The organism is Mucilaginibacter koreensis (genome assembly GCF_054783355.1).
Genome location: NZ_BAAGQS010000001.1, coordinates 1,402,095 through 1,414,515 on the forward strand (window position 1 = coordinate 1,402,095; position 12,421 = coordinate 1,414,515).

General features: G+C 41.4%; 12 protein-coding genes. 10 read left to right on the top strand and 2 right to left on the bottom strand.

Going from position 1 to position 12,421, the window contains the following annotated elements; translation table 11 throughout:
* Position 1 precedes the first annotated feature (1 nt).
* The 3 genes from ACYVNW_RS06310 to ACYVNW_RS06320 all read left to right on the top strand — a co-directional run bounded on the left by ACYVNW_RS06310 (position 2) and on the right by ACYVNW_RS06320 (position 2,445).
* Complete coding sequence (locus tag ACYVNW_RS06310; protein WP_460678998.1) at positions 2–625, top strand: sterol desaturase family protein; 624 nt, start codon at positions 2–4, stop codon at positions 623–625.
* Positions 625–1,566 (top strand): phosphatase PAP2 family protein, encoded by a 942-nt coding sequence (locus tag ACYVNW_RS06315; protein ID WP_460678999.1) that lies wholly within the window; start codon positions 625–627, stop codon positions 1,564–1,566. Before ACYVNW_RS06310 ends, ACYVNW_RS06315 begins: the two co-directional genes overlap by 1 nt.
* A gap of 129 nt (positions 1,567–1,695) precedes the next feature.
* Complete coding sequence (locus tag ACYVNW_RS06320; RefSeq protein WP_460679000.1) at positions 1,696–2,445, top strand: hypothetical protein; 750 nt, start codon at positions 1,696–1,698, stop codon at positions 2,443–2,445.
* 57 nt (positions 2,446–2,502) lie between these two features.
* Here the strand turns inward: ACYVNW_RS06320 and ACYVNW_RS06325 are convergent, their stop codons facing one another.
* Positions 2,503–3,711 carry a metallophosphoesterase gene (locus ACYVNW_RS06325; protein ID WP_460679001.1) on the bottom strand — a complete coding sequence of 403 codons (1,209 nt, stop codon included), beginning with the start codon at positions 3,709–3,711 and terminating at the stop codon, positions 2,503–2,505.
* Positions 3,712–3,892: 181 nt separating this feature from the next.
* Between ACYVNW_RS06325 and ACYVNW_RS06330 the strand changes: the two genes are divergently transcribed.
* A complete protein-coding gene (locus ACYVNW_RS06330; RefSeq protein ID WP_460679002.1) occupies positions 3,893–4,537 on the top strand; it encodes an HAD family hydrolase in 645 nt (214 codons plus the stop codon).
* Between the two features lie 45 nt (positions 4,538–4,582).
* The gene (locus tag ACYVNW_RS06335; protein WP_460679003.1) at positions 4,583–6,934 is read left to right on the top strand and encodes a PAS domain S-box protein; all 2,352 of its coding nucleotides are present in this window, start codon (positions 4,583–4,585) and stop codon (positions 6,932–6,934) included.
* 136 nt (positions 6,935–7,070) lie between these two features.
* On the opposite strand, the gene ACYVNW_RS06340 is transcribed toward ACYVNW_RS06335, so the two are convergent.
* A complete protein-coding gene (locus tag ACYVNW_RS06340) occupies positions 7,071–7,547 on the bottom strand; it encodes a DUF4385 domain-containing protein (protein ID WP_460679004.1) in 477 nt (158 codons plus the stop codon).
* Positions 7,548–7,714: 167 nt separating this feature from the next.
* Here ACYVNW_RS06340 and mnmE point away from each other — a divergent pair, with 167 nt between their 5' ends.
* From mnmE to ACYVNW_RS06365, 5 genes are all read left to right on the top strand, one after another.
* Positions 7,715–9,085, top strand: coding sequence for a tRNA uridine-5-carboxymethylaminomethyl(34) synthesis GTPase MnmE (mnmE, locus tag ACYVNW_RS06345; protein WP_460679005.1), 1,371 nt, complete (start codon positions 7,715–7,717; stop codon positions 9,083–9,085).
* 148 nt (positions 9,086–9,233) lie between these two features.
* On the top strand, positions 9,234–10,472 hold the full coding sequence (locus tag ACYVNW_RS06350; protein WP_460679006.1) for a tyrosine-type recombinase/integrase: 1,239 nt from the start codon (positions 9,234–9,236) through the stop codon (positions 10,470–10,472).
* 4 nt (positions 10,473–10,476) lie between these two features.
* The gene (locus ACYVNW_RS06355) at positions 10,477–11,466 is read left to right on the top strand and encodes a hypothetical protein (RefSeq protein WP_460679007.1); all 990 of its coding nucleotides are present in this window, start codon (positions 10,477–10,479) and stop codon (positions 11,464–11,466) included.
* 108 nt (positions 11,467–11,574) lie between these two features.
* Positions 11,575–11,883 (top strand): helix-turn-helix domain-containing protein, encoded by a 309-nt coding sequence (locus tag ACYVNW_RS06360; protein ID WP_460679008.1) that lies wholly within the window; start codon positions 11,575–11,577, stop codon positions 11,881–11,883.
* The gene (locus tag ACYVNW_RS06365; protein WP_460679009.1) at positions 11,880–12,359 is read left to right on the top strand and encodes a hypothetical protein; all 480 of its coding nucleotides are present in this window, start codon (positions 11,880–11,882) and stop codon (positions 12,357–12,359) included. Before ACYVNW_RS06360 ends, ACYVNW_RS06365 begins: the two co-directional genes overlap by 4 nt.
* Positions 12,360–12,421 lie beyond the last annotated feature (62 nt).

A 12,421-nucleotide genomic window follows, 5' to 3' on the forward strand; every position in this document is an offset into this window, starting at 1 on the left:
TATGAAGAAAAATTATGTATCCAATTCACCCGAGTCGGTGAGGATGTTTAAGAGTGATGTATTAGAGGCGTTGTCAAAAGTCCACTTTACTGTTCCACTATTTGTATACGTTCCTTTAATACTGGTAATGAGTTACTGGGCGCTGTTCCGCGCTCATTTGCCCCTGCTTACCTATATTGAAATGTTTGCAGCCGGCTTGTTCTTCTGGACGTTTGCCGAATATGTTTTACACCGCTTTGTGTTTCATTATGTGCCGAAACCCCAATGGGCTTTACGCATTCACTTCATATTTCATGGTGTACACCATGATTATCCGAGTGATGCCAAGCGCCTGGTGATGCCGCCATCGGCAAGTATACCTATGGCTTTAGGCTTGTATTTCCTATTCAACGCCATACTGCCGGCCAACTATATTTTAGGCTTTTTCCCGGGCTTCATTTTAGGCTATCTGGTGTATGATATGACGCATTATGCCATTCACCACTTTAACTTTAAAGGCGGTTTCTGGAAACGCATTAAACAGCACCACATGCTGCACCACTATGCCGATGCCTCAAAAGGTTATGGTGTAAGCTCTCCCATTTGGGATAAGGTATTTCGTTCTGATTTCATTAAAAAACAGTAATGATTTCCACTACTCCGGCAGCGATAACCGTAACCACAAAAACAGTGCTTACGGTTATCGCTATCTCATTAGCTTATTTACTGGTTTCCTATATTTTAGTAGGTTTCAAGATAGACCAGATTTGGCTGTTATTGATTTTCAACGGCTTGTTCTTTGCCACCGGAGTTACCCGCAAATTTATTCTGGGGTTTTCGATCTTCATTGTGTATTGGATCATCTTCGATTATATGAAGGCCTTTCCTAATTATAATTTTCAGCCGGTACACATTGCAGATTTATTTAATACCGAAAAGCATTTATTCGGTATCCACACCGCCCAGGGCACACTTACACCCAACGAGTACTTCTGGCGCCATCATCACCCCTTTTTTGATGTGCTGGCGGGTTTATTCTATTTATGCTGGGTTCCGGTGCCTTTAGGTTTTGCGGCGTATTTGTTTTTTAAGAACAGCAAGCAATTTCTGCGTTTTTCACTCAGCTTTTTTTTGGTAAATATGGTGGGCTTTGTTATTTACTACCTGTATCCTGCCGCCCCGCCCTGGTATGTACACTTTAATGGCTTCCAGTTTATTAAACTCACGCCCGGCAATACTGCAGGGTTAAGCCGCTTTGATGCTTACTTTCATGCAGGGATATTTAAATCCATCTACGCTAAAAGTTCAAACGTATTTGCAGCTATGCCATCGCTGCATTCCAGTTACCCGGTTATTGTACTGTATTACGGAATCAAAAATCGCTTAGGCTGGGTTAATGTGTTTTTTGCAACGGTAATGTTGGGCATCTGGGGTGCGGCTGTATATGCCAGCCACCATTATGTACTCGATGTGCTGGCCGGTATTAGTTGTGCCCTGTTTACCATATTCATTTTCAATATGTTGGTAAATAAGTCTGCCGCTGTGCAAAACTTCCTGCAGCGGTATGAATCTGTTATCTCCCTATAATAGTATATATGCATAATATTTAATGCATGGGCTGATGCTCAGCATTATATCATCTGCATATTTAGGCATACTATTTGCAAATATCTTCTTGTACACAGTTCATTTTCTGTCACTGAAGATAAAACTACCATGAAAAGAATATTTTTACTATTACTCATATTAACCGGCCTTAAACTGAATGCAGCTGCTGCCGATATTGATAGCTTGAAACAACAGCTGCAATATAATCTGACTGATAGCGCAAAAGCCGAACTATATTTAAAAATGGCTCAAGCTTATTTGGATCAGAAAGCACCCAACCGTGTATTTAAGGCTCGCAACAGCGAAAATGCAGTAAACTATACCATGTTAGCACTGCATTTATATTCAAAGATGGAAGATACCACCGGCTTGCGTAAAAGCTATGCCAGCTTAGGCAAGGCTTACCATGCAGGGCGCAAATTCACTCAAGCTAAATGGTTTATGGTACAATCTACCATGATTGCTAAAGGCCAAAAGGATGTACCTACTATGGTAGCCAACTTAGTTGAACTGGCAACTATAAAGATGGAAAGTGGGGATTATGTAACCGCTAAAAAAGATCTGAACTATGCCAAGAAACTCTCAACTACTTATAACGTTGAAGGCTATCAGGAAGATATATTGCAGGGCTTGGCTATTGCCGAAAACGGGATAAAAAGCTTGCCTGATGCTGAGGAAGCGACAATTACAAACGCTTCAAATACAGGCAGTTCTACAATAGTTATTGAAAACGCAGTTGCAAAACCAACTAAAACTTCGGCCAAAACTCATAAAGTGAAAGTCAGAGCGATAAAGCTGAATACGGTTGCCCGCAAAACTGTTAAACCTGTAGTAAGCGATAAATTGGCTTCATTATAAATCCATTTTCGAATCAACAAAAAAGGGGATGTATAATTACATCCCCTTTTTTGTTGATTAAGCTACCTTCTTTTTCAAAGTTAGCACGGTAATCTCTGGCCATATACCTAACCGGCCCGAGAAGGCTAAAAAGCCGAAGCCACGATTGACGTATAAATACCGGTTGTTATGTGAAGCCAAACCTGCCCAGTCTAAATAACGGTATTGTACAGGGCTCCACCTTAAACCTGCTGCTTCTATTCCGAACTGTGCACCATGGGTATGGCCGGACAAGGTTAGATGAACAGGTACTTGATGATAGCGCACTTTCTCTTCCCAATGCGTAGGATCATGTGATAGCAATACTTTAAAATCACCAGGTGCAACGCCATTCAGCGCTTTATCTAAGTTTCCAATCTGAATAAAACCTCTCCCCCAGTTCTGTACACCAATTAGTACAATGTGCTGATTTCCCTTCGAAATCCTGACGTTCTCGTCAAGCATCAATTTGTACCCTAATTTTTGATGCTGAATTTTTAATTCCTGTAAGTTGTTCGCTTTTGCCTGGGCACTATCCCATTGTATATAATCACCATAATCATGGTTGCCTAAAATAGAAAACTGCCCATAAGGTGCTTTAATTTGGCTAAACATATCAATGTAAGGCGTAATTTCATCGGCCACATTATTCACCAGGTCACCGGTAAACACGAATAAATCTGCGTTTTGAGCTTTAATTAGATCGATACCCCTTTGCACCGCCGCCTTGTTATCAAAACTACCAGAGTGCACATCAGATATCTGTGCAATAGTAAAGCCGTCAAAAGCTTCGGGCAAATCTTCAAAATATAAAGTGTGGCGATGTACTTTGTAGTCGTATTTGCCTCTCAGCATTGCATACAGCATAGAGGTAAACGGAATTGCTGCCAGCAGAATAGCCAGTTCGCTTACAAATTTACGGCGTTCAGGAAAAGCCGAACCGGTGCCCTGCACCTGCTGGTGCTGACTGATATTAACTATGCCTGCAATAAATCGAACAAGATCACCAATGGATAACACAATTACGAACAATAGCTTACTGACCAGCATCATAAGGAATAAGCTTAGCATCCACTCATGAAACGGGCGCATTCCCTGAGCGGTACTAAAGCTACTAAGGCCCGCAATAAATACAACGGTGATGCCTACTGAAACAATAAGGTAAGCCCATAACATCAGCGACCGGGACCGGTTGGATGACCAGTCGGCAGATAAGGTACGCAGGCCCCGGTACACATACCAGTCCATTAAGAAACTAATAACCGCCAGTACAAGAAAGATGCTTAATAATCCGCCCCTGTGCATAAATTTTTATTGATTAATAATGTTAAAAGCTTAGAACACGAAGTAAGTGCTTTTGTTGCCACAACATAACTATAGGTTAACATTGCAATGTAATTTTGTATTTTTACCGTTTTACAAACCATTTATGGAAAAATTACCCTACCACTTTGACAGCGTTATATTCGATTTAGACGGCACATTATGGGATGCTACCGGCACCGTTGCCAAAGCCTGGCAAACGGCCAATGAAGAACTTAATTCAATAAAGCCCGAACAAATAAGCAAAGAAATGGTGGTAAGCGTTACCGGCATGACTTACGATGCCATATTTGAAAAATTATTTCCTTACGTAACTGCTGAAGAAAGAAAGCGATTTCAAACCGTATTTGGTAAACACGAATTGCAAATGGTGATTAATGAAGGTGGCCATTTGTATGATGATCTAGAAAGCACATTGCAGTACCTCAAAACCAAGTACCGCCTGTTTATAGTAAGCAACTGCCAGAACGGCTACATAGAAAACTTTTTAGATTTTAGCGGGTTGCATCAATACTTCGAAGCGCACCAGTGCTTTGGTACCAAAACACAACCCAAGCACGAAAATATTAAAGATATTGTGAAAGACTACAACCTGAAAGCTCCGGTTTATGTAGGTGATACCTTGGGCGACTTTGAAGCAAGCCAGAAAGCAGGCGTACCCCTCATTTTTGCAGCCTATGGTTTTGGTAAGCTTACAAGCGGGCAAACAGCCACTATTAACTCTTTCAGCGAATTGACAGAAATACTTTAACCAAATAGGATTCTCCTTCATCTTTAATCTGCCTTATTATATCACATGGCAACCGACTCAAAACATCAACACGCTAGAATATATGCCAAAGGCGAAATGGCTGACAGAAGCCGTAATTTCGACTGGTCGGCTACACCTGTCGGGCCGATTGACACATGGCCATCCCCTCTGTTAACCACAGTAAACCTCATGTTGGACTCCAAGTTCCCAATGTTTATCTGGTGGGGTGAGGAAATGACAGGTTTCTATAATGATGCGTATTTGAAAATTTTGGGAACAGATGAGCATAGCAAACACCCAAAAGCATTAGGCCAGAGAGGTGATGAATGCTGGGCAGAGATTTGGCCGATAATTAATCCGCTTTTGAAAGGCGTGTTAGAAAGTGGTAATGCTGTATATTTAGAAAATCAACTTATTCCTATTTACCGTAACGGTAAGTTGGATGATGTATACTGGACATTTTCCTACAATCCGATAAGAGATGAGAGCGGTAAACCGACCGGCATTTTAGTAGTTTGCACCGAAACTACTAAAACCAACCAGCAATTGCAGGAAAATGAGCAGCAACTGCAACGTGTGTTTGACCATATGGCTGAAGGTGTTGGGGTGGTAGATAGAAGCGGGCAAATTATTTATGCAAACCCTATGGCTCATCAGATATTAACTACAGATGAAGATTTTTTTTATACAAGAAAAAGCTATTCTGCCGAGTGGTTTAACATTCATCTGGATGGCAGGCCAATGGCAGATCATGAGCATCCGACAATGATAGCTATGGCAACTGGGAAGCCTGTTTTCAATTACGAATTTGCCATTGAACGACCGGGAAGTGACCTGATTTATTTAACGATGAACGCTGCACCTATTGCTGATAATGAGGGCAATATAACAGGTGCAGTTGGTATGTTTAGTAATATTACCAAGCGAAAACTCGCTGAGGCTGCTTTACGTGCAGCAATAGAGGATGCAGAACAGCAAAAAAGATTGTACGAAACCATTACTTCTTCTACGCCGGATTTAATTTATGTATTTGACCTGGAGTATAAATTTACGTATGCGAATAAGGCATTGCTGGATATGTGGGGTAAAACCTGGGGTACTGCAGTAGGTAAAGGTTTACGTGAAAACGGGTATGAAGAATGGCATGCACAAATGCATGAACGCGAAATTGCCCACATTGTAGCCACACATCAGCAAGTTAGAGGTGAGGTTTCGTTCCCGCATGCCACTTTGGGTCGGCGTATTTACGATTACATTTTAAACCCGGTAACAGATGATACCGGAGCAGTAATAGCTGTTGCCGGAACTACCCGCGATATTACCGACATCAGAAATGCTGAAGCTGCCATTGCTGAAAGTGAAGAGCGTTTCAGGTTAATGGCCGAAGGATCTGGGATTTTGATTGCGATGAGTGATGAAAGCAGCAATTCAACCTATTTTAGCAGAGCGTGGCAAGATTTAACCGGCAGGACGCGTGAAGAGATGCTAAGCTTCGGCTGGCTGAAACTCTTACACCCCGAGGATGGAAAACGCTACATGGATGCCTATATGGAGGCTTTTCAAAGGCGCATACCGTTTACGTTTGATTTTCGTGTGCTAACCAAGGCCGGAGATTATCAATGGCTATTGGCAAGCTCTTCGCCGAGGTTCCGCCCTGACGGATCATTTGCCGGTTATATTACCGCCTGCCTGGACATTACGGAGCAAAAGCTGAACGAACAACGAAAAAATGACTTTATCAGTATGGTAAGTCATGAATTGAAAACGCCGCTCACATCACTGAATGGCTATCTGCAAATTATAGAAGCGAAAGCCAAAAAGAACCAGGACAGCTTTTCACTTAATACTGCTGAAAAAGCTGTGCGACAAACCAGTAAAATGACAAAGCTCATTAATGGTTTCCTAAATGTTTCGCGGCTCGAATCGGGCCAGATCCATATAGACCGCGCTCGTTTTAACATGGCAGACCTCATACGCGAAGCCGAGGAAGAAACAACAGCACAAGTAAGCACTCATAAAGTAACATTTGCCTACGTAGCTGATACCTGGGTAAATGCCGACCGGGATAAAATTGGACAGGTAATAAATAATTTAATCAGTAATGCGGTTAAATACTCACCTCATGGAAGCACCATTAATGTTACCTGCATAACACATAATGGCAAGGCCTTGGTGAGTGTTAAAGATCAGGGTATAGGTATCAGCACGGAAAACCTTCCCCGTTTGTTCGAAAGATTTTACAGGGTAAGTAATGCGGGATATCAAAGTGTGGCCGGCTTCGGCATCGGGCTGTATCTCTGTTACGAAATTTTGAACAGGCACCAAGGCACCATTTGGGCTGAAAGCGAATTGGAGAAAGGCTCTACATTTTACTTTGAACTGCCGCTTGCTGCCTGAAAAGGTAGTCCAATTTAGTAAGTAGCGTATTCTGATTCAGGAGTATCTGACACCAAGCCGGATATCGTATTGTCTTTTCTGTTTAGTTGCAATTGTTGCTAACTAACATATTCCCTTTTTGTATTTCAAGTAGCATTTATTGCTCTTTTAACCACTCCTGATATACTTTGTCTTGCTTGGCTTTTTGCCAATAACTATAGAAAATTTGTGCAGATTGCGCTTTTATCTCATCCACTGCTAATGGCAGTTCTTCACGTCCATGTGCGCCGCTCTGCCCTTTTTTATCATCAGGCACGGGGCCATTATACTTCTTACCGCTTTTATGATTAGCATATCGCCTGGAACGGGTATAGCCCATTTGTAAAAACTTACGGGCCATATCCATACCTACGTAGTCTTGATCTGCCTTGTACTGTTCAAACAGCTCAAAAATTTTAATGGCCGATTGTTCAGCAATGTCAGGTGTTTTAAATCGCCAGTAAGGTAAAATCTCACTTTTGTATGGTTCAACCAATAATACCCCCTGCTCACCTTTACCAACGCGATACAGTTCCGGCTGACGTCGAAAATTTATGGTTTTGAAGTCGAGATTATAATCAAATTGAGCAGCCATAGTTTAGAGGGTTTCATACAAATAACAAATAATTATGCACTTTGTAATCAGCTAATCAGTATTGTGTTCTCACAAGCTCGTGGCCCGACACTTAATTTTACGCGGCAACTATACTTCGATTCAATTAAAATAAGCGATTTTTGCCCCTGTTATTACCGCTTATTTTGATGAATTTTCAATTGCAAGATACTATTGTTGCTTTGGCAACGCCTAATGGCAGTGGCGCCATTGGTGTAATACGTTTATCTGGTACCGATGCTGTTACCATTGCCAGCAAGGTATTTAAAGGCAAAAATCTGACTCAACAGGCCAGCCACACTATACATTTTGGCAGAATTGTAGATGGTGAAACGGTGTTAGATGAGGTAGTAATTTCATTATTTTTATCGCCCCGCTCCTACACCCGTGAAAATGTGGTCGAAATTTCCTGCCATGGCTCTACTTATATCTTAGAGTCGGTAATTAAATTGCTGATTCGTAATGGTGCGCGGGCCGCTCGTCCAGGCGAGTTTACCCTACGCGCATTTTTGAACGGCCAGCTGGATTTATCACAGGCTGAGGCCGTAGCCGATTTAATCGCATCCGATTCTAAAGCTTCACAACAAGTGGCTATGCAGCAACTCAGGGGGGGATTTAGCACCCAGCTACAGCAGTTGCGCGAGCAATTGGTACAATTCGCCTCGCTGGTTGAGCTGGAGCTTGATTTTTCGGAGGAAGATGTTGAGTTTGCCAACCGCGACCAACTAAAACAGTTGGTATTGCATATTTTTAAAGTAGTAGACCAACTCATTGAATCTTTTGAATTGGGCAATGTAATTAAGCAGGGCATCAGTACTGTTATTGCAGGCCGGCCAAACGCAGGTAAATCAACTTTGCTGAATGCACTGCTCAATGAGGAGCGCGCCATTGTAAGCGCCATACCGGGTACCACACGCGATACGGTGGAGGAAGTGCTGAATATCAACGGCGTAAATTTCAGGCTGATTGATACAGCCGGCATCCGCGAAGCTACAGATACGATAGAGCAGATTGGTGTTGAACGCACCATGGAAAAAATCAGCCAGTCTGCCCTTCTGCTTTATGTATTCGACAGTGTGCAGCTCAGTATAGAAGAAGCGGAGGAAGATATTAAGCGCTTATCAAAACCGGGGCTTCCAATTATTGCCGTAGCTAACAAGATGGATATTGCCACATCTGCCCTTTCACCTTTTTCAACACCTGGCGTTACATTTCTTTCCATTTCGGCCAAAGAAAAACTGCACCTGGAAAAATTGAAAAACTTACTGTTCGAAACCAGCATCAACGGCCGTTTAAATACCAGTGAGATGATGGTCACCAACGTACGCCATGTAGAAGCGCTGCGCTCCACTGCACAAGCCTTATCCCGGGTACTTAACGGCATCGATAGCCGGGTAAGCTCAGACTTTCTAGCCATTGACATCAAACAAGCTCTTCACTACCTGGGCGAAATTACAGGCACTGTTACTACTGATGACTTACTGGAAAATATATTCAGTAAGTTTTGTATCGGAAAATAACCTCAATGCGTATACTGTCGCTATCTTACTTTTTGTTGCGTAGCAGGGTATTTTTCATGCTAGTAATTACTGGTTAGTTACATTTATTAACTCGATAGTTGTTACAAATCTGTAACTGGTTATCACTAGTTACAGATTTGTAACACCAATGCCCGTAATTCCACTAATTTCAGCACAGGCATTCGTGGGCTTTTACTTTTGTTTTGTATATACATTTTTTGGTTGCTTGCATATAGAAAATGATGGGAACTTCCCATCAAATAAAGCGAGTACCATGACCATTAGTATAAGAAAAAGAAAAGCCAGTCAGGGCAAAATACGTCTCTATTTAGATTATATGCATGCAGGCAAACGCAGATCCGAAACGCTGGATTTATTCCTTTACGCCGAGCCAAAAAATAAAGTTGAACGGGATATCAATAAAAGCAATGAGCAACTGGCAGATGCAATTCGAGCCAAACGCTTGGTAGAGTACCAAACCAGACGACACGGCTTTGCTGATGACTCCAAGCTAAAGGGTAGCTTCCTTGATTACTTTCTCACACTCACCCGTAAACACCGTACCTCCAACGGAAGTTACGGAAACTGGCTCAGCGCCTATCAAAAACTAGTACTCTTCACCAAGGACCAGAATGGAGTAACTTTTGAAGAAATCACACCCGATTGGATGGAACGATTCAAAGCTTATTTATTAACTGCTAGAAGCACTAAGAGCCATACACGTCTATCTCAAAATTCCGCCCACTCTTATTTTAACAAAATACGGGCAGCATTAAATCAGGCATTTGAAGACCGGATCATTCCCGAGAAGATTACATTACGTGTAAAAGGAATTAAAGAAGAAGACACTCACCGAGAATACCTAACCAAAACCGAAGTTGAGAAGCTGATGGGTACACCTTGTGAAATAGAGGTATTAAAACGTGCTTTCCTTTTTAGCATTATGACTGGTTTACGCTGGTCGGATATACATGCCTTAACGTGGCGCAATGTAGAATTCGACAAAGAATTTAATTCATATGTACTTCACTACCGACAGCAAAAAACAAAATCTGCGGAAACATTGCCTATAAGTGAACAGGCCGCTTCTTATATGGGTAAGCAAGGTGAAGCCGAACAAAGAGTATTTATAGGATTAAGGTATTCGGCCTGGGTAAACCTCAAACTTCAACAGTGGGTGATGGCAGCTGGCATCTCGAAATCCATCACCTTTCACTCAGGAAGACACACACATGCAGTGGTTATGATAAATGAGGGGGTAGATATTTATACTGTTTCCAAGTTGCTTGGCCACAAGAACATTAAAACCACTCAAATATATGCTAAAGTAATTGATGAACGTAAATTAGCCGCTGTAAATCAATTTCCCAAATTTAGCAGTACATGATTTTATGCATAATACACATGATGAATACGCAAGGCGCCTGAATTTTCAATTCAAACGCCTTCAATATCACTACAAGAATGTTGTTAAGTATAATGCTGGAACGCAGGGTGTAATTGTTGATCCTGGTGTTTTGTATACTTGGCTCACTGACGAAAATTCCGGTTCTCCGGTGATAAAATTGTTTACGATGTATAGCGCTTGGAGTAACTCAAATAATTTTGGCGTTGATACTGGTTTCGAACGTGAGATTGAATATCACCTGCGGGAGGGAAACAAAAATTATTTCAACATGCTGGATAACATGTTTCACAAAACATGGGAGTTCATTCAAACCGACCTGAAAGATGCATTATACAACTATGTCAGGGATGCCAGGAGTTCTGTTCCTGTTTGGGATAAGTTGTACAATCCACCACAAAAGTTTACTAAGGCGGAATTTCTGGATGCTATTGCAATGCACACGATATTTATTTTTGACCTTTTTGAAAAATTGTATAAAAAGTTAAATTATAATTATTCACGATTATTCATTGAAAGTGAAGTTGCTGAACGACCAGTGCTTAATCCCAATTTCCTCCCTCTAAATTATGGTTCATTAAATAATAACATCACTGAGCTCTTATACAAAGAAATTACAGCTGCAGGATTTATCGACTGTACTCTGCAGGAATTTCAAAATCATTTTGACCCGTACGTGTTACCTCCTCGCGACAAAATAACGTGGTTAAAATCCAATACAACGTTATCTATCATATTTCGGGGTTCCACCTTTACGGATGCGGATACTAATCTTAGACACAAAATTAATTTACAATTTCAAAAACATATTTCTGCTCATGATATAGGAACTCATTTTAGGCAGCCTTATCAAGATTTTACACTTGGCAATCTGAAAGCAGGCTACTCAGGCATTTCGCAAACTAAGCGTCCAAAGGATTATAAATTCATTATTCATTTATTCCAGCAAATAGGTAAATTAACCTTAACTCATTAGTTAAGGTTAGCGTTAAGCTCACCAGTTAAACAAGTTTTCAATGCTTATTATTTTTGTTGTATCAAAACAAGCAAGGTACCAAGCTTTAAAAACTTTGATAATTAACTAATGAGTTTGAACACTTTTCAAAACCAACTGAACAGGATTGAAGCTGCGCTATACTTCAATAAACCTGTATTCACACTTGCAGAATTCAGCCGCTATGCGGGCATCAGTAAACGTACTGCTTATGGTCTGACCTCCCAGGGAAAAATACCTTTCAGCCGCCCCAACGGTAAAATGGTATATATCTCCAAGGCCGATGCAGATGATTTTTTACTTAGTAACCGGGTTGCTTCTAAGGAGGAACTGAACCAGCAAGCCGCCAACTTCGTGATGTTACGCAAACCTTCTCGGAAAGGAGCTGCCAACGCATGACCACAAGCGCGTTCGACTTTCAAACTACGATTTGCTATCGCGATACTATTGAAAGCAATTTGATCAGATATGCAGGGAAGCCCCTGTCTTGGATAAACGGCCTGGTTAACCACGCCCTTATCTGCCAGCAAAAAGTTTCCTTCAGCGATGAAAAGCTACAGCGCCATTTCAACTTGAAAGCTGCTTTGGCCTATGAATATGATCCGCTGCAGGTGCAGATTACCTGTGAAACTAATCCATTGTACCCAGATACCGCCTTTGGGCGATACTTTAACTACGGCATTATCTACCAAAACCTTAAACCGCTTCATTTCAGGTTACGTGTTTACGAAGATGGTGTGAATGAAGTTAACGAACTGCGCAAGATTGCAGATGAGCGGGGAAATGTTTTTGACCATTTTCATGATTTTGATGAATGGACACCAGTTGAAAACATGATTAGCTGCTTTGAATATGATGATATCATATACCGTTAAGCCTGTAGACGGTCATAAATAAAGTAATCAGATACCAACTCACTGCAAACTATACCAGAGTT

Coding starts and splice junctions, on each gene's coding strand:
- ACYVNW_RS06310 (WP_460678998.1), top strand. CDS start 2: ATGAAGAAAAATTATGTATCCAATTCACCCGAGTCGGTGAGGATGTTT.
- ACYVNW_RS06315 (WP_460678999.1), top strand. CDS start 625: ATGATTTCCACTACTCCGGCAGCGATAACCGTAACCACAAAAACAGTG.
- ACYVNW_RS06320 (WP_460679000.1), top strand. CDS start 1,696: ATGAAAAGAATATTTTTACTATTACTCATATTAACCGGCCTTAAACTG.
- ACYVNW_RS06325 (WP_460679001.1), bottom strand. CDS start 3,711: ATGGACTGGTATGTGTACCGGGGCCTGCGTACCTTATCTGCCGACTGG.
- ACYVNW_RS06330 (WP_460679002.1), top strand. CDS start 3,893: ATGGAAAAATTACCCTACCACTTTGACAGCGTTATATTCGATTTAGAC.
- ACYVNW_RS06335 (WP_460679003.1), top strand. CDS start 4,583: ATGGCAACCGACTCAAAACATCAACACGCTAGAATATATGCCAAAGGC.
- ACYVNW_RS06340 (WP_460679004.1), bottom strand. CDS start 7,547: ATGGCTGCTCAATTTGATTATAATCTCGACTTCAAAACCATAAATTTT.
- mnmE (WP_460679005.1), top strand. CDS start 7,715: ATGAATTTTCAATTGCAAGATACTATTGTTGCTTTGGCAACGCCTAAT.
- ACYVNW_RS06350 (WP_460679006.1), top strand. CDS start 9,234: ATGCCCGTAATTCCACTAATTTCAGCACAGGCATTCGTGGGCTTTTAC.
- ACYVNW_RS06355 (WP_460679007.1), top strand. CDS start 10,477: ATGCATAATACACATGATGAATACGCAAGGCGCCTGAATTTTCAATTC.
- ACYVNW_RS06360 (WP_460679008.1), top strand. CDS start 11,575: ATGAGTTTGAACACTTTTCAAAACCAACTGAACAGGATTGAAGCTGCG.
- ACYVNW_RS06365 (WP_460679009.1), top strand. CDS start 11,880: ATGACCACAAGCGCGTTCGACTTTCAAACTACGATTTGCTATCGCGAT.